The organism is Pantoea sp. BAV 3049 (genome assembly GCF_009765445.1).
In the GTDB taxonomy this organism is placed as follows: domain Bacteria; phylum Pseudomonadota; class Gammaproteobacteria; order Enterobacterales; family Enterobacteriaceae; genus Erwinia.
This window is the reverse complement of the sequence record NZ_WHOY01000031.1, coordinates 1,728,350-1,743,460: the sequence shown is the minus strand read 5'-3', so window position 1 is coordinate 1,743,460 and position 15,111 is coordinate 1,728,350. Positions and strand designations below refer to the sequence as shown.

The 15,111-nt window shown below is 51.7% G+C and carries 22 protein-coding genes; 16 read left to right on the top strand and 6 right to left on the bottom strand.

Annotated features, from left to right (window positions below; translation table 11 throughout):
• Positions 1-3: 3 nt before the first annotated feature.
• The 10 genes from secY (at position 4) to GSQ70_RS08810 (ending at position 5,644) form a co-directional block, all read left to right on the top strand.
• Entirely contained in the window at positions 4-1,335 is a 1,332-nt protein-coding gene (gene secY, locus GSQ70_RS08855) for a preprotein translocase subunit SecY (RefSeq protein WP_124233601.1), read from the top strand.
• 31 nt (positions 1,336-1,366) lie between these two features.
• Positions 1,367-1,483: a 50S ribosomal protein L36 gene (rpmJ, locus tag GSQ70_RS08850; protein ID WP_020322760.1), complete on the top strand. Its 117-nt coding sequence runs from the start codon at positions 1,367-1,369 to the stop codon at positions 1,481-1,483.
• Positions 1,484-1,619: 136 nt separating this feature from the next.
• Complete coding sequence (gene rpsM / locus GSQ70_RS08845) at positions 1,620-1,976, top strand: 30S ribosomal protein S13 (RefSeq protein ID WP_048917626.1); 357 nt, start codon at positions 1,620-1,622, stop codon at positions 1,974-1,976.
• A gap of 16 nt (positions 1,977-1,992) precedes the next feature.
• Entirely contained in the window at positions 1,993-2,382 is a 390-nt protein-coding gene (gene rpsK / locus GSQ70_RS08840) for a 30S ribosomal protein S11 (protein ID WP_034899652.1), read from the top strand.
• A 32-nt stretch (positions 2,383-2,414) separates the two neighbouring features.
• Positions 2,415-3,035 (top strand): 30S ribosomal protein S4, encoded by a 621-nt coding sequence (gene rpsD, locus GSQ70_RS08835; protein WP_024966594.1) that lies wholly within the window; start codon positions 2,415-2,417, stop codon positions 3,033-3,035.
• A gap of 25 nt (positions 3,036-3,060) precedes the next feature.
• Positions 3,061-4,050 (top strand): DNA-directed RNA polymerase subunit alpha, encoded by a 990-nt coding sequence (gene rpoA / locus GSQ70_RS08830; RefSeq protein WP_002919219.1) that lies wholly within the window; start codon positions 3,061-3,063, stop codon positions 4,048-4,050.
• Between the two features lie 40 nt (positions 4,051-4,090).
• Entirely contained in the window at positions 4,091-4,477 is a 387-nt protein-coding gene (gene rplQ / locus GSQ70_RS08825; protein WP_003850180.1) for a 50S ribosomal protein L17, read from the top strand.
• A 111-nt stretch (positions 4,478-4,588) separates the two neighbouring features.
• Positions 4,589-4,960: a DUF1992 domain-containing protein gene (locus GSQ70_RS08820; RefSeq protein WP_158782202.1), complete on the top strand. Its 372-nt coding sequence runs from the start codon at positions 4,589-4,591 to the stop codon at positions 4,958-4,960.
• The gene (gene zntR, locus GSQ70_RS08815) at positions 4,960-5,382 is read left to right on the top strand and encodes a Zn(2+)-responsive transcriptional regulator (protein WP_158782201.1); all 423 of its coding nucleotides are present in this window, start codon (positions 4,960-4,962) and stop codon (positions 5,380-5,382) included. Before GSQ70_RS08820 ends, zntR begins: the two co-directional genes overlap by 1 nt.
• A 55-nt stretch (positions 5,383-5,437) precedes the next feature.
• Positions 5,438-5,644 carry an alternative ribosome-rescue factor A gene (locus GSQ70_RS08810; RefSeq protein ID WP_158782200.1) on the top strand — a complete coding sequence of 69 codons (207 nt, stop codon included), beginning with the start codon at positions 5,438-5,440 and terminating at the stop codon, positions 5,642-5,644.
• Positions 5,645-5,693: 49 nt separating this feature from the next.
• Here the strand turns inward: GSQ70_RS08810 and mscL are convergent, their stop codons facing one another.
• The 5 genes from mscL to def all read right to left on the bottom strand — a co-directional run bounded on the left by mscL (position 5,694) and on the right by def (position 10,473).
• Positions 5,694-6,104 carry a large-conductance mechanosensitive channel protein MscL gene (gene mscL / locus GSQ70_RS08805; protein ID WP_158782199.1) on the bottom strand — a complete coding sequence of 137 codons (411 nt, stop codon included), beginning with the start codon at positions 6,102-6,104 and terminating at the stop codon, positions 5,694-5,696.
• Between the two features lie 127 nt (positions 6,105-6,231).
• Complete coding sequence (gene trkA / locus GSQ70_RS08800) at positions 6,232-7,608, bottom strand: Trk system potassium transporter TrkA (protein WP_158782198.1); 1,377 nt, start codon at positions 7,606-7,608, stop codon at positions 6,232-6,234.
• 51 nt (positions 7,609-7,659) lie between these two features.
• Entirely contained in the window at positions 7,660-8,949 is a 1,290-nt protein-coding gene (rsmB, locus tag GSQ70_RS08795) for a 16S rRNA (cytosine(967)-C(5))-methyltransferase RsmB (protein WP_158782197.1), read from the bottom strand.
• A 48-nt stretch (positions 8,950-8,997) separates the two neighbouring features.
• Positions 8,998-9,939: a methionyl-tRNA formyltransferase gene (gene fmt, locus GSQ70_RS08790; RefSeq protein WP_158782196.1), complete on the bottom strand. Its 942-nt coding sequence runs from the start codon at positions 9,937-9,939 to the stop codon at positions 8,998-9,000.
• Between the two features lie 24 nt (positions 9,940-9,963).
• On the bottom strand, positions 9,964-10,473 hold the full coding sequence (def, locus tag GSQ70_RS08785; RefSeq protein WP_158782195.1) for a peptide deformylase: 510 nt from the start codon (positions 10,471-10,473) through the stop codon (positions 9,964-9,966).
• A gap of 118 nt (positions 10,474-10,591) precedes the next feature.
• Between def and dprA the strand changes: the two genes are divergently transcribed.
• The 6 genes from dprA to GSQ70_RS08755 are packed head-to-tail and all read left to right on the top strand — an operon-like array spanning position 10,592 to position 14,382.
• A complete protein-coding gene (gene dprA / locus GSQ70_RS08780; RefSeq protein WP_158785266.1) occupies positions 10,592-11,716 on the top strand; it encodes a DNA-protecting protein DprA in 1,125 nt (374 codons plus the stop codon).
• Entirely contained in the window at positions 11,688-12,161 is a 474-nt protein-coding gene (gene smg / locus GSQ70_RS08775) for a DUF494 family protein Smg (protein ID WP_158782194.1), read from the top strand. Before dprA ends, smg begins: the two co-directional genes overlap by 29 nt.
• 26 nt (positions 12,162-12,187) lie before the next feature.
• Complete coding sequence (locus tag GSQ70_RS08770) at positions 12,188-12,745, top strand: type I DNA topoisomerase (RefSeq protein WP_158782193.1); 558 nt, start codon at positions 12,188-12,190, stop codon at positions 12,743-12,745.
• Positions 12,735-13,307: an L-threonylcarbamoyladenylate synthase type 1 TsaC gene (tsaC, locus tag GSQ70_RS08765; protein ID WP_158782192.1), complete on the top strand. Its 573-nt coding sequence runs from the start codon at positions 12,735-12,737 to the stop codon at positions 13,305-13,307. The genes GSQ70_RS08770 and tsaC overlap by 11 nt, the downstream gene beginning before the upstream one ends.
• A 5-nt stretch (positions 13,308-13,312) precedes the next feature.
• Positions 13,313-14,134: a shikimate dehydrogenase gene (aroE, locus tag GSQ70_RS08760; protein ID WP_158782191.1), complete on the top strand. Its 822-nt coding sequence runs from the start codon at positions 13,313-13,315 to the stop codon at positions 14,132-14,134.
• Positions 14,131-14,382, top strand: a complete 252-nt coding sequence (locus GSQ70_RS08755) for a DUF1488 domain-containing protein (RefSeq protein ID WP_158782190.1) — start codon at positions 14,131-14,133, stop codon at positions 14,380-14,382. Before aroE ends, GSQ70_RS08755 begins: the two co-directional genes overlap by 4 nt.
• Here GSQ70_RS08755 and GSQ70_RS08750 read toward each other — a convergent pair.
• On the bottom strand, positions 14,358-14,912 hold the full coding sequence (locus GSQ70_RS08750) for a gamma carbonic anhydrase family protein (RefSeq protein ID WP_158782189.1): 555 nt from the start codon (positions 14,910-14,912) through the stop codon (positions 14,358-14,360). The genes GSQ70_RS08755 and GSQ70_RS08750 overlap by 25 nt on opposite strands.
• Positions 14,913-15,111: the final 199 nt, after the last annotated feature.

Here is a 15,111-nt window from a genome sequence, read left to right as displayed (position 1 = left end):
CAGATGGCTAAGCAACCGGGATTAGATTTTCAAAGTGCCAAGGGTGGTTTTGGCGAACTGAAACGCAGACTTTTGTTTGTTATTGGTGCGCTGATTGTTTTCCGCATTGGTTCTTTTATTCCAATCCCTGGTATCGATGCCACTGTACTTGCCAAACTGCTTGAGCAACAGCGTGGCACCATCATTGAAATGTTTAACATGTTCTCTGGTGGTGCACTGAGCCGTGCTTCTATCTTTGCCCTGGGTATTATGCCGTACATTTCGGCCTCTATTATTATCCAGCTGCTGACGGTGGTTCATCCAGCGTTAGCAGAAATTAAGAAAGAAGGGGAGGCTGGCCGTCGTAAGATTAGCCAGTACACCCGCTACGGTACTCTGGTACTGGGTATTTTTCAGTCTATCGGTATTGCTACCGGTTTACCGAATATGCCTGGAATGCAGGGCCTGGTGTTAAATCCAGGCTTTGCCTTCTACTTTACCGCTGTTGTCAGCCTTGTCACCGGAACCATGTTCCTGATGTGGCTGGGTGAACAGATTACTGAGCGAGGTATCGGTAACGGTATCTCAATCATTATCTTCGCTGGTATTGTTGCGGGTCTGCCGCCGGCCATTGGCCATACTATCGAGCAAGCACGGCAAGGCGACCTGCACTTCCTCCTGTTACTGTTGGTTGCAGTTCTCGTATTTGCAGTGACCTTCTTCGTTGTTTTCGTTGAGCGTGGTCAACGCCGCATTGTGGTGAACTATGCGAAACGTCAGCAAGGCCGTCGTGTCTATGCTGCGCAGAGCACACATTTACCGTTGAAAGTGAACATGGCCGGGGTTATCCCAGCAATCTTTGCTTCCAGCATCATTCTGTTCCCGGCGACCATCGCGTCATGGTTCGGGGGCGGTACCGGTTGGAACTGGCTGACTACAATTTCAATGTATTTGCAGCCCGGACAACCGCTTTATGTGCTACTCTATGCGACTGCAATCATCTTCTTCTGTTTCTTCTACACGGCGTTGGTCTTCAACCCGCGTGAAACAGCAGATAACCTGAAGAAGTCTGGTGCATTTGTACCAGGTATTCGTCCGGGAGAACAGACGGCGAAGTATATCGATAAAGTAATGACCCGCCTGACTTTAGTTGGTGCGCTATACATTACCTTTATTTGCCTGATCCCGGAGTTCATGCGTGATGCGATGAAAGTTCCATTCTACTTCGGCGGTACCTCACTGCTGATCGTAGTCGTTGTCATCATGGACTTTATGGCTCAAGTGCAAACTCTGATGATGTCCAGTCAATATGAGTCTGCATTGAAGAAAGCAAACCTGAAAGGCTACGGCCGTTAATCAGGCGCTTGAGAAGTTACGGAGAGTAAAAATGAAAGTTCGTGCTTCCGTCAAGAAATTATGTCGTAACTGCAAAATCGTCCGTCGTGATGGTGTCGTACGTGTGATTTGCAGCGCCGAGCCTAAGCATAAACAGCGCCAGGGCTAATATTTTTCTTGCAAAGTCGGGTTGAGCTGGCTAGATTAGCCAGCCAATCTTTTGTATGTCTATGCGTTTCCATTTGAGTATCCTGAAAACGGGCTTTTCGGCATGGGACGCATAAGTAATTAAATAGGAGTGCATAGTGGCCCGTATAGCAGGCATTAACATTCCTGATCATAAACATACCGTAATTGCATTGACTGCTATTTTCGGTATCGGCAAAACCCGTTCACAGGCTATCTGTGCATCAACGGGCATCGCTGAAAATGTTAAGATCAGTGAGCTGTCTGAAGAACAAATCGACATTCTGCGTGATGCAGTTGCAAAGTTTGTTGTTGAAGGCGATCTGCGTCGTGAAGTCACCCTGAGCATCAAGCGTCTGATGGACCTTGGCTGCTATCGTGGTTTACGTCATCGTCGTGGTCTTCCAGTGCGCGGTCAGCGTACCAAGACCAACGCACGTACCCGCAAGGGTCCGCGTAAACCGATCAAGAAATAATCGGGGTGATTGAATAATGGCAAAGGCACCAGTTCGTGCACGTAAGCGTGTAAGAAAGCAAGTCTCTGATGGCGTGGCTCATGTCCATGCGTCTTTCAACAACACCATCGTAACTATTACCGATCGTCAGGGTAATGCGCTGGGTTGGGCAACAGCCGGTGGTTCCGGTTTCCGTGGTTCTCGTAAATCTACGCCGTTCGCTGCACAGGTTGCTGCAGAACGTTGCGCAGACGCCGTGAAAGAGTACGGTATTAAGAACCTGGAAGTTATGGTTAAGGGTCCAGGTCCAGGCCGCGAATCAACGATTCGTGCTCTGAACGCTGCTGGTTTCCGCATCACGAATATTACTGATGTGACTCCGATCCCTCACAACGGTTGTCGTCCGCCGAAAAAACGTCGCGTATAACGCCCGTTTTTTAGGAATGTTGGAGAAAGAAAATGGCAAGATATTTGGGTCCTAAGCTCAAGCTGAGCCGTCGCGAAGGTACAGACCTCTTCCTGAAGTCTGGCGTTCGCGCGATTGATACCAAGTGTAAGATTGAACAAGCTCCTGGCCAGCACGGTGCGCGTAAACCGCGTCTGTCTGACTATGGCGTACAGTTACGTGAAAAGCAAAAAGTTCGTCGTATGTACGGCGTGCTGGAGCGTCAGTTCCGTAACTATTATAAAGAAGCTGCACGTCTGAAAGGCAACACCGGTGAAAACCTGTTAGCTCTGCTGGAAGGTCGTCTGGATAACGTAGTTTATCGTATGGGCTTTGGTGCCACTCGTGCAGAAGCACGTCAGCTGGTTAGCCACAAATCCATCATGGTAAATGGCCGCGTTGTTAGCATCGCTTCTTATCAGGTAACTCCGAATGACGTTGTTAGCATCCGTGAGAAAGCCAAAAAGCAGTCTCGCGTGAAAGCCGCTCTGGAGCTGGCTGAACAGCGTGAAAAGCCAACCTGGCTGGAAGTTGATGCAACTAAGATGGAAGGTGTGTTCAAACGTATTCCTGAACGTACCGATCTGTCTGCGGACATTAACGAACACCTGATCGTCGAGCTTTACTCCAAGTAAAGCTTAGTACCAAAGAGAGGACACAATGCAGGGTTCTGTGACAGAGTTTCTAAAACCGCGCCTGGTAGATATCGAGCAAGTGAGTTCGACGCACGCCAAGGTGACCCTTGAGCCTTTAGAGCGTGGCTTTGGCCATACTCTTGGTAACGCACTGCGCCGTATTCTGCTTTCATCAATGCCGGGTTGCGCGGTGACCGAGGTTGAAATTGATGGTGTACTGCACGAGTACAGCACCAAAGAGGGCGTACAGGAAGATATCCTGGAAATCCTGCTCAACCTGAAAGGGCTGGCGGTAAGAGTTCAGGGGAAAGACGAAGTTATTCTTACTCTGAATAAATCTGGCATTGGCCCTGTGACTGCAGCCGATATCACCCATGATGGTGATGTCGAAATCGTCAAGCCGCAGCACGTGATCTGCCACCTGACCGATGAGAACGCGGCTATCAGCATGCGTATCAAAGTTCAGCGAGGTCGTGGTTATGTGCCGGCTTCTGCCCGAATTCATTCGGAAGAAGATGAGCGCCCGATCGGTCGTCTGTTGGTCGACGCCTGTTACAGCCCTGTAGAGCGTATTGCCTACAATGTTGAAGCAGCGCGTGTAGAACAGCGTACCGACCTGGACAAGCTGGTCATCGAAATGGAAACCAACGGCACTATCGATCCTGAAGAAGCGATCCGCCGTGCGGCTACTATCCTGGCAGAACAACTGGAAGCTTTCGTTGACTTACGTGATGTACGTCAGCCGGAAGTGAAAGAAGAGAAACCAGAATTCGATCCGATCCTGCTGCGCCCTGTTGACGATCTGGAATTGACTGTCCGCTCTGCTAACTGCCTTAAGGCAGAAGCTATCCACTACATCGGTGATCTGGTACAGCGTACCGAGGTTGAGCTGCTTAAAACGCCTAACCTTGGTAAAAAATCTCTTACCGAGATTAAAGACGTGCTGGCTTCTCGTGGTCTGTCTCTGGGCATGCGCCTGGAAAACTGGCCGCCCGCTAGCATCGCTGATGAATAACCCGATCACAGGTTAAGGTTTCACTGAGAAGGATAAGGTCATGCGCCATCGTAAGAGTGGTCGTCAACTGAACCGCAACAGCAGCCATCGTCAGGCTATGTTCCGCAACATGGCTGGCTCTTTGGTTCGTCATGAGATCATCAAGACGACCCTGCCAAAAGCGAAAGAGCTGCGTCGTGTAGTTGAGCCGCTGATTACTCTTGCCAAGACCGACAGCGTAGCTAATCGTCGTCTGGCATTCGCCCGTACTCGTGATAACGAGATCGTGGCAAAACTGTTTAACGAGCTGGGCCCGCGTTTCGCGAGCCGTGCCGGTGGTTACACTCGCATTTTGAAGTGTGGCTTCCGCGCTGGTGACAACGCTCCGATGGCTTACATCGAGCTGGTTGATCGTCCAGAAGCTCAAGCAGAAGCTGCAGCAGAGTAATCTGTTGCACTTTGGAAAAACCGGGCTCTGCCCGGTTTTTTTATCTCTGAAATTCCCCTCTCCTCCTCTTCGCGCTATCCTGTTTTCTCCCGTCCCTTCCGTGAGGTTGCTATGTGGTTAATTGACCAACTGGTAGAACAGCATATTTTCGAAGCGCAGAAAAACGGTGAGTTCGACAACCTGCCCGGCAGCGGAAAAAAGCTTAAGCTGGATGATGACAGTCATGTTCCAGAGGAGCTGCGTGCCGCCTACAGGTTAATGAAAAACTCTGGCTTTCTTCCCCCTGAACTGGAGATGCGGCGCGAAGCTATTGAGCTGAACGAGCTGCTGGCCGGTGTTGGTCCGCAGGATGAACAGTATGCTGTGCAGTCAAAGCGTCTTACCCTGCTGACGATTAAGCTACGACAGGCCGGAATGAGCACCGATTTTCTGCAGGGTGGATATGCTTCTCGCCTGCACCAGCGCTTCAGCGGAGAAGAGTAATGTATAAAATTGGCCAGCTTGCTAAACTTGCAGACGTCACGCCTGATACCATCCGCTATTATGAAAAGCAGCAGATGATGGATCATGAGATCCGTACTGAAGGTGGCTTTCGTCTTTACAGCGACAACGATCTGCAGCGACTTAAATTTATCCGTTATGGCAGACAGCTTGGCTTCAGCCTTGAGGCTATTCGTGAACTGCTGTCGATACGGGTCGATCCGGAACATCACACCTGTCAGGAATCTAAAACGATTGTTCAGGAGCGGCTGCTTGAAGTGGAAGGCATGATTGCTGAATTGCAGCATATGCAGCGTTCGCTACGCAGGCTGAATGATGCCTGTTGTGGCACTGCTCACAGCAGCGTTTACTGTTCCATTCTTGAAGCTCTGGAAAAAGGAGCCCTTGCCCCGGCAGCAGATTGATCTTTGGCAGTTTCAGTTCTATATTCATCGCGACCATCAACCACAGGAAGCTATCATGTCAGGTTACCAACACAAGAAAGGCATTATCCGGGATAATGCGATCGAAGCATTGTTGCACGATCCGCTGTTCAAAGTCAGGATCGAAGCGAATGTAAAAGGTAAGGGCAGCTACCGACGGAAAGATAAACACGCTAAGAAAGGCAACCTGGAGGCCAGTGGTAAAGACAGCTTTACCACTGGCCTTCTTCTTTTAATAGCATAAAAAAAACCGCCTCCGGGGCGGTTTTCTGTATCAGTTCTGAAGAGATTGATTAAGGTTGGCCGTTCTGCTGTTTTAGCAGATCGCGGATTTCGGTCAACAAAGTCTCTTCGGCAGTGGGTTTTGGCGCGGGTTTTTCTACTTCTTTTTTCTGATAAAGCTTGTTCATCAGTTTGATCGCCATGAAGATGGCGAAGGCCACGATAACAAAGTCAAAAATGGTCTGAATAAATACACCATACTGCATTACCACTGCCGGAGTGGTACCTTCAGCTGGTTTAAGTACCCAACTGAAAGATTTAAAGTCTACGCCCCCGATCAATAATCCCAGGGGTGGCATAATAATATTTGCCACCAGGGAAGACACGATTTTACCGAATGCTGCCCCGATAATGACACCGACCGCCAGGTCGACAACATTGCCGCGCATCGCGAAATCGCGAAACTCTTTGAATAAACTCATTGTTATCTCCTTTCCTGTGCCAATTGCTAAGTTTAACAAACGATCGGTTTTTTTCCATTGGGTTTGCGGAATAATTCAAATTATCGGGGGGTAAAGTCATGGGCGTGTAAAGGCCGCCCATGGCTAATTAAAGGAAGAAAGGACTCGGCTGGAACAGGCGTTCAACATCGGGAACGAATTTTTTATCCGTCAGGAACATGATGACGTGATCTCCCTGCTCAATGCGCAGGTTATCATTGGCGATCATGACATCATCACCGCGCACTACTGCACCGATAATTGTGCCTGGCGGTAGTTTGATATCATCAATCTGCCTGCCCACCACGCGGGAGGTTGTTTCATCACCATGAGCAATGGCCTCAATGGCTTCTGCCACTCCGCGACGCAGAGAAGATACGCCAACAATATCAGCCTTACGGACGTGGCCCAGCAGGGCAGAAATGGTGGCCTGCTGCGGCGAAATAGCGATATCAATCACGCTGCCCTGAACAAGGTCAACATAGGCTTTACGCTGGATCAATACCATCACCTTCTTGGCCCCCATCTTCTTGGCCAGCATGGCTGACATGATGTTGGCTTCATCATCGTTGGTGATGGCAATAAACAGATCGATTTGATCGATATGCTCCTCCGCCAGCAACTCCTGATCCGAGGCATCGCCGTAAAATACAATGGTATTCTGCAGCACTTCTGCCAGCTCGGCGGCACGTTGTTGATCGCGCTCGATTAGCTTCACGCTGTAGTTTTTTTCCAGCTGCTGCGCAAGGCCGGAACCAATATTGCCTCCGCCGACAATCATGATGCGTTTGTAAGGTCTCTCAAGACGCTGGTATTCACTCATGACGGCCCTGATATGCTGGCTGGCCGCAATAAAGAACACTTCATCGCCAGCTTCAACAATGGTCGATCCTTGCGGGCGTATCGGACGATCCTGACGGAATATGGCGGCGACGCGGGTATCAATATGCGGCATATGCTCGCGCATGACCGACAGGGCATTACCCACCAGTGGGCCGCCATAATAGGCCTTTACTACCGCGAGGCTGACTTTACCTTCAGCAAAATTAACGACCTGCAGCGCACCAGGATATTCGATCAGGCGATAAATGTTATCGATAACCAGCTGCTCAGGGGAGATCAGATGGTCAATCGGTACGGCTTCAGGGATAAACAGTTTTTCCGCATCGCGGATATAGTCGGGAGCACGGATACGGGCAATGCGGTTCGGTGTATTGAATAAGGAATAGGCAACCTGGCATGCCACCATGTTGGTTTCATCGGAATTGGTGACCGCGACCAGCATATCCGCATCTTCTGCACCGGCTTCCCGTAGCACACGCGGGTGTGAACCATGTCCCTGTACCACGCGCAAATCGAATTTGTCCTGCAACTGACGCAGACGAATAGCATTCGTGTCGACTACGGTAATGTCGTTGTTTTCACCAACCAGGTTTTCGGCAAGCGTGCCGCCCACCTGGCCAGCGCCAAGAATGATTATTTTCATCGGCAGCCTGCTTTAAGGGTTCAGAAAAGGCCGGAAGACTGGCCTGAGCATCTATTTTTTTACCAGTTTCGCGTAATAGAAACCATCGCCGCCTTCCGGATCGGGGAAGACCTGCAGGCCTGGTTTTACGGCGTTGCCTGTTTCCTGCAGATTCGCATCACCATGGCGCTGTAGGAAAGCAGCAATCTGCAGATGGTTCTCTTCCGGCAGAATTGAGCATGTGGCATACAGCAGCGTGCCGCCCGGCTTAAGGTGTGGCCAGATAGCCTCGAGGATCTGCTGCTGAAGCGCTGCAAGTTCGGCAATATCACGGTCGCGGCGCAGCCATTTAATATCAGGGTGGCGACGAATCACCCCCGTTGCGGAGCAGGGGGCATCCAGCAGAATACGGTCAAACTGAGTGTCACCACACCATTTCTCAGGAGTAGTGCCATCGCCCAATTTGACTTCTGCACTCATGTTCAGGCGCTGAAGATTTTCGCTGATTCGCGACAGGCGCTGAGCATCAATATCAACTGCCATCACACGTGCCTTAGGTGCAGCTTCAAGGATGTGAGTTGTTTTCCCACCGGGAGCAGCACATAAGTCGAGGATCAATTCGTTATCCTGTGGAGAGAGCAGAGCCACGCAGCCCTGGGCAGAGGCATCCTGCACCGTCACCCAGCCCTGATCGAAACCTGGAAGCTGAGTGACCGCGCAGGGAACTTCCAGCCTCAGAGCATCAGGGTGGACCGGGTGGGGTTCTGCGTTTTTCCCCTCTGCTTCAAGCAGTTCCATCCATGCATCGCGAGTATGGTGTTGGCGATTGACGCGCAGCCACATTGGAGGGCGCTGGTTGTTGGCATCCACAATGTGTTGCCACTGTTCTGGCCAGGCACGCTTAAGGCGCTCAAGCAGCCATTTGGGATGCAGGTGTCTCTGGTCGCCTTCGTTCATTGCCTGCATTAACTCTTCCTGCTTACGCTGGAACTGACGCAGTACGCCGTTGATTAAACCTTTCAACTGCGGGCGCTTAAGGGCAACGGCACCTTCCACCGTTTCTGCCAATGCGGCATGGGCTGGAATTCGGGTGAACATCAGCTGATACAGGCCGACCATAATCAGGAAATGGATCGAGCGCTGCTTGCCGGTCATCGGCCGCTCCATCAGCTGGCTGATGATCCATTCCAGCTGGGGCAGCGTGCGGAGAACGCCATAACAAAGTTCCTGCAGCAGGGAGGAATCTTTATCCGCCAGGCGTTTCTGTGCCGCGGGCAGCACGTTGCTCAGCGACTGTCCCTGTTCGACCACTTTCTCAATAGTCTGGGCTGCCAGAGCGCGCAAGTTGGTATTTTTTTTCATTGAGCTATCGCAAGTCAAAAGTCACCCGGCGTTACGCCGGGCAAAATATCAGGTAAGAATATTGCCGGGGATGAACCAGTCACGGCGGGAATTAAGCAGGTCCTGGGCCTTCATGGCCTTTTTGCCTGCAGGCTGTAGCTCTTCAAGCACCAGCACGCCATCTGCGGTGGCCACCTGAATACCGCGCTTGTCAGCCTGCACGATTTCACCTTGCTCGCTGTCAACATGGGGCTGGACGGAGGCTTTCCAGACCTTGACCGGCTGATCTTCAACAGTGAAATAGCTGACCGGCCACGGATTAAATGCCCGGATGCAGCGTTCAAGCTGTGCAGCAGAAAGCGACCAGTCGAGCTTCGCTTCTTCTTTACTGAGTTTTTCCGCGTAGCTGACCAGCGCTTCATCCTGCACTTCAGGCTTTGCCGTCCCGGCCGCAAGTTGCTCCAGCGTAGCCAGCATGCCCGCCGGTCCTAACTCCGCCAGTTTGTTATACAAAGAGGCGCTGGTGTCTTCCGGTTCTATCGGGCAAGCCAGTTTGTGCAGCATGTCGCCGGTATCCAGACCGACATCCATCTGCATGATGGTAACGCCGGTTTCGCTGTCACCCGCCCAGAGCGAACGCTGGATAGGTGCAGCACCCCGCCATTTCGGCAGCAGGGACCCATGCACATTGATGCAGCCCAGGCGCGGCATAGCCAGCACCGGCGCAGGGAGGATTAACCCGTAGGCGACAACCACCATCACATCGGCATTCAGACTGGCAATCAGCTGCTGGTTTTCTTCCGGACGCAAAGATTTAGGCTGGAAAACGGGGATGTTGTGCTGTTCTGCCAACTGCTTGACCGGGCTTGCCGTCAGCTTATTCCCGCGACCGGCGGGCCGGTCTGGCTGGGTAAATACCCCTACCACATTGTGGCTGGATGACAACAGCGCGTCCAGATGACGCGCTGCAAAGTCAGGGGTGCCGGCAAAGATAATATTTAAGTCGGACACGCTGTTCCCTTATTTAGAGGCTCATCAGTCCCGAGCATTCTGGCGATAGAGTTTTTCCAGCTTCTGACGAATGCGCTGACGTTTCATAGGCGACAGGTAATCAATAAAGAGTTTACCAACCAGGTGATCCATCTCGTGCTGAATACAAATAGCCAGCAGGCCATCGGCTTCCAGCTCGTAAGTGTTGCCTTCGCGATCCATAGCGCGGATTTTAACTTTCTCTGCGCGAGGAACCAGCGCACGTTGCTCAGGAATAGACAGACAACCTTCTTCAATACCGGTTTCACCGCTTTTTTCGAGCATTTCCGGATTGATAAGAACCAGGCGTTCGTCGCGATTTTCAGAAACGTCAATCACGATAATGCGCTGATGAATATCGACCTGCGTTGCCGCCAGCCCGATACCTTCTTCGGCGTACATGGTTTCGAACATATCATCGACGATACGCTGAATTCCGACATTCACTTCTTTTACGGGTTTCGCGACGATGCGCAAGCGCTCGTCAGGAAAATGTAATACCTGCAAAACTGACATAACTTTCCAGATCTGTGTTCAAGGGATGAGATATTTATTCCTCTTATTGTAGACATTTCGGGCCGCGATTGACAGCATTCCCGCTACGTTAGCCATGGGCCACCACAAGGATTGTATGATGACGCCAGCGGAGATTTGGTTACGCCTGTCAGGGGTAAAAAAATTACAAAGTCAGCACTATTTGCAGATCGTCAGCTCGCTGGAGCAATTGGACCGCGTGGGGGCGAAAGAGCTGAAATATGTCGGGCTTAATCCGGAACAGGCGACAGCCTTCCTGCAGAGTGATAGCGAAGTTATTGCCCGGACGTTACTTTGGCTTGAACACCCTCAACATCATCTGTTGACTTTTGCCAGCCCGTCCTACCCGGAGCGGCTGAGAAGCATCTCCCAATTTCCCATTCTCCTTTTTGTTGATGGCGACCCCGACCAGTTGCTCACGCCGCAAATTGCCATCGTGGGCAGCAGAAATTGTTCTCACTATGGTCGGAATTGGGGAACCTTCTTCGCACAAGCGTTGGCCCTGAATGGAATAACCATCACCAGCGGCCTGGCGACCGGCATCGACGGTATTGCACATCGGGCAGCGCTGGAGGTTGGGGGGAAAACGCTGGCAGTTTTAGGCAGTGGACTGGGCCATATCTATCCACGGCGGCACTGTTCATTAGCAGAGGAGATCGTTGCCAGTGGTGGCGCGGTGATTTCTGAATTTGCCCTACAGGCCCGGCCGCTGGCAGGGAATTTCCCACATCGCAACCGGATCATTAGTGGCCTGAGTATGGGCGTTTTGGTGGTGGAAGCGGCCTTGAAGAGCGGTTCGCTGGTGACGGCCAAACTGGCACTGGAGCAGAATCGCGATGTCTATGCCTTGCCTGGCGCAATAGGTAACCCGGGCAGTGAAGGAACCCACTGGTTGATTCAGCAGGGGGCTTTATTAACTGCACACCCCAATTCTATCCTTGAACAGTTGCAAAGTGACCTCAAATGGCTTCCCGCCTCGCAAAAATCAACAATATATTCTGCCCCGCAGGGCAATACTCCATTGCCATTTGCCGAGGTGTTGGCTAACGTAGGAGATGAGGTTACACCTGTTGACGTCGTCGCTGAACGTGCCGGCCAACCTGTGCCAGCCATCGTAGCTAAGCTGCTTGAGTTGGAGTTAGCAGGATGGATCGCAGCTGTACCCGGCGGCTATGTCCGATTGAGGAGGGCAAGCCATGTTCGACGTACTAATGTACTTATTTGAAACGTATATCCACAACGAAGCAGAAATGCGGGTTGATCAGGATAAATTGACTGATGACTTAACCGATGCCGGTTTTCATCGTGAAGATATCTATAATGCGTTGAACTGGTTGGAAAAACTGGCAGATTATCAGGACGGCCTTGTCGCTCCGATCTTGCTGGCTACCGATCCGCTGTCTATGCGTATCTACACCGAAGAAGAGAGTCAGCGTTTAGATGCTAACTGTCGGGGCTTTATTCTGTTCCTGGAGCAAATTCAGGTGCTGAATCTGGAAACCCGTGAAATGGTCATCGAACGTATTATGGCTCTGGATACCCTCGAGTTTGATCTGGAAGATCTCAAATGGGTCGTGCTGATGGTGCTGTTCAACATCCCCGGATGTGAAAACGCCTACCAGCAAATGGAAGAGCTTCTTTTCGACGTCAATGAAGGAATAGTGCACTGAAGAATCCCTTCGTGTAATGAAAGCATATGAATAAAACAGCGCTTTTCGCTGTGCGAAAAAATGAACCCTGCCCCCAATGTGGGGCAGAATTGGTTATTCGCTCCGGGAAACACGGCGCTTTTCTTGGATGCTCAAATTATCCCGAGTGTGACTACATTCGGCCGCTTAAAAATCAGTCCGATGGCCATATCGTTAAGATCCTGGAAGGCCAGCACTGTCCTGAATGCCAGGCTGAGTTGGTTCTGCGCCAGGGGCGGTATGGGATGTTTATCGCCTGCAGTAATTACCCCGACTGTGAACATACGGAGCTGATCGACAAGCCGGATGAAACCACGCTTGCTTGCCCACAGTGTCAGCAGGGCAAACTCGTGCAGCGTCGTTCACGCTATGGCAAAAATTTTCACGCCTGCGATCGCTATCCAGACTGCCAGTTTGCTGTCAATTTTACGCCGATCGAGGGTGAGTGTGAGTTTTGCCATTTCCCCCTATTGATTGAGAAAAAAACGGCGCGCGGAGCCAGGCGTTTTTGCGCCAGCAAGGCCTGCGGTAAGCCAGTAACATCAGGAAACAGCAGTGAAGAATGAGTGTTTACCAGGTTCTCTGGATTTTTGTGTCGCGCAAGTCAGGCAGGGGGGGGTTATCGCCTATCCTACTGAGGCTGTTTTTGGTCTGGGATGCGATCCTGATAATGAATCAGCCGTGATGGCACTGCTGGCATTAAAGCAGCGCCCGGTGGAGAAAGGGTTGATCCTGATTGCCGCCGATTATCAGCAGCTGCAGCCCTATCTCGACGATGCTCTGCTTTCTGAGCAGCAAAAAGAGCGCATGTTTGGCTGCTGGCCGGGGCCGGTGACCTGGGTAGTGCCCGCTTGTGCAACCACTCCCCGCTGGCTGACCGGGCAGTTTAATTCTCTGGCGGTCCGGGTCAGCGATCATCCTGATGTCCGGCAACTCTGTCAGGCCGTCAATAAGCCGCTGGTTTCAACCAGCGCTAATCTGACTACGTTACCTCCCTGCCGGACCGCGACAGAAGTTCACCAGCAGTTTGGGGAAGCTTTCCCTGTTTTGCTGGCAGAGACAGGAGGGCGGATCAATCCGTCTGAAATTCGCGATGCTTTAACCGGCGAACTCATCCGTCAGGGATAACCATAATGACTCAACAATTTGCGGTGTTCGGTAATCCGATCGGCCACAGTAAATCGCCACGCATCCATCAGTTGTTTGCTGAGCAGATGGGGATCGCTCATCCTTATGATCGAATCTGTGCACCGGTTGACGCTTTTGCCCGGTCTGTTGCCGGGTTTTTCGCTCAGGGCGGTGGCGGTGCCAATGTAACTCTGCCTTTTAAAGAACAAGCCTGGGAGCTGGTCGACGAACTGACTCAACGGGCATCAATGGCTGGCGCAGTAAATACACTGAAGAAGCTGGAAGATGGCCGCCTGCTGGGGGATAACACCGATGGAATTGGCTTGCTGACGGATCTTGAGAGACTGAAGTTGATCAAATCAAGCGATCGGATCCTGCTTGTAGGAGCTGGTGGCGCAGCGCGCGGTGTGATCCTGCCATTACTTTCTTTCGGCTGTTCCCTGACGATCACCAACCGAACCCTCCATAAGGCCCAGTTACTGGCGGATGTTTTTCAGCATGCCGGAGGGATCCATGCCTGCGCTATGGATCAGTTGGAGGGAGAGCACTTTGATTTGATCATCAATGCGACATCCAGCGGTGTGGGCGGGGATATACCAGCGTTGCCTGCAACACTTATCGGCCAGCATTCCCGTTGCTACGATATGTTTTATCAGGCCGGTCCAACACCGTTCCTCAGTTGGTGCAGGCAGCAAGGCGCAACCCAGTTTGCTGATGGTCTGGGGATGCTGGTGGGGCAGGCCGCCCACTCTTTCTCTTTATGGCATGGTCAACTTCCTGATATCACCCCGGTGATAGCGATCCTGAAGTCGGAACTCAGCGCGTGAATCAGGCGATTCAGTTCCCCGATCGGGAAGAGTGGGGAGAGGCGGTCGGGGCGGTCTGTTTCCCTGCGCTGGTAAACGGTTTTCAGGTTACCTGTGCTGTCAGCGGCGAATCATTGATTCGCCGTTTTGGGGGAGAAGGAACAATGCTGGATCTTTTCCGCCAGCATCGCTGGGATCTGGAAGAGGAAGCTGAAGCAGTGATTAAAGCAGGTCAGGAAGACGATCAGGGGCGGTTCTGGCTTTCCTGAGCCAGATAGTCGTTCTTCCAGCCGACATAGTTGTTGGACGAGTAGAGCAGACCGCTTATTTCTTCTTCTGTCAGCGGGCGTACCTGTTTAACCGGGCTGCCTAAATAGAGGTAGCCGCTTGTCAGGCGTTTGCCCGGTGGAACCAGGCTACCGGCACCAATCATCACATCATCTTCTACGATTACGCCATCCAGCAGAATTGATCCCATACCGACCAGCACGCGATTGCCGATCCTGCAACCGTGGAGCATGGCTTTATGTCCTACTGTCACGTCCTCTCCCACAATTAGCGGATTTCCTTCGGGGTTAGCCGCCGATTTGTGGGTCACGTGAAGAACGCTTCCATCCTGGATATTGCTGCGCTTGCCAATGATTACCTGGTTCACATCACCGCGAATGGCGACCAGGGGCCAGATGCTGACGTCATCATCTAACCGGACATCGCCTACCACCACGCTGGAACTATCAACCATCACCCGCAGACCTTGCTGCGGATATGTATTTTTATAAGGACGTAAATTCACGGACATAACTACCTCTTTATGAGACATGATCCCTGAAGCGTAGTGCTGGAGGGGAGCAGCGATCAATATCTGCGATGAAAGATGCGGTAATTTTGTGCGGATCGTCTGAGATCTCAACGTAAAGAGTGAAAATCCAGCAACCGAATGGAAAGATCGAAAAAATGGCTTGTGCTCTCAAACCGGATCCCTATAATGCGCCTCCATC

Coding starts and splice junctions, on each gene's coding strand:
- secY (WP_124233601.1), top strand. CDS start 4: ATGGCTAAGCAACCGGGATTAGATTTTCAAAGTGCCAAGGGTGGTTTT.
- rpmJ (WP_020322760.1), top strand. CDS start 1,367: ATGAAAGTTCGTGCTTCCGTCAAGAAATTATGTCGTAACTGCAAAATC.
- rpsK (WP_034899652.1), top strand. CDS start 1,993: ATGGCAAAGGCACCAGTTCGTGCACGTAAGCGTGTAAGAAAGCAAGTC.
- rpsD (WP_024966594.1), top strand. CDS start 2,415: ATGGCAAGATATTTGGGTCCTAAGCTCAAGCTGAGCCGTCGCGAAGGT.
- rpoA (WP_002919219.1), top strand. CDS start 3,061: ATGCAGGGTTCTGTGACAGAGTTTCTAAAACCGCGCCTGGTAGATATC.
- rplQ (WP_003850180.1), top strand. CDS start 4,091: ATGCGCCATCGTAAGAGTGGTCGTCAACTGAACCGCAACAGCAGCCAT.
- GSQ70_RS08820 (WP_158782202.1), top strand. CDS start 4,589: ATGTGGTTAATTGACCAACTGGTAGAACAGCATATTTTCGAAGCGCAG.
- zntR (WP_158782201.1), top strand. CDS start 4,960: ATGTATAAAATTGGCCAGCTTGCTAAACTTGCAGACGTCACGCCTGAT.
- GSQ70_RS08810 (WP_158782200.1), top strand. CDS start 5,438: ATGTCAGGTTACCAACACAAGAAAGGCATTATCCGGGATAATGCGATC.
- mscL (WP_158782199.1), bottom strand. CDS start 6,104: ATGAGTTTATTCAAAGAGTTTCGCGATTTCGCGATGCGCGGCAATGTT.
- trkA (WP_158782198.1), bottom strand. CDS start 7,608: ATGAAAATAATCATTCTTGGCGCTGGCCAGGTGGGCGGCACGCTTGCC.
- rsmB (WP_158782197.1), bottom strand. CDS start 8,949: ATGAAAAAAAATACCAACTTGCGCGCTCTGGCAGCCCAGACTATTGAG.
- def (WP_158782195.1), bottom strand. CDS start 10,473: ATGTCAGTTTTGCAGGTATTACATTTTCCTGACGAGCGCTTGCGCATC.
- dprA (WP_158785266.1), top strand. CDS start 10,592: ATGACGCCAGCGGAGATTTGGTTACGCCTGTCAGGGGTAAAAAAATTA.
- smg (WP_158782194.1), top strand. CDS start 11,688: ATGTTCGACGTACTAATGTACTTATTTGAAACGTATATCCACAACGAA.
- GSQ70_RS08770 (WP_158782193.1), top strand. CDS start 12,188: ATGAATAAAACAGCGCTTTTCGCTGTGCGAAAAAATGAACCCTGCCCC.
- aroE (WP_158782191.1), top strand. CDS start 13,313: ATGACTCAACAATTTGCGGTGTTCGGTAATCCGATCGGCCACAGTAAA.
- GSQ70_RS08750 (WP_158782189.1), bottom strand. CDS start 14,912: ATGTCCGTGAATTTACGTCCTTATAAAAATACATATCCGCAGCAAGGT.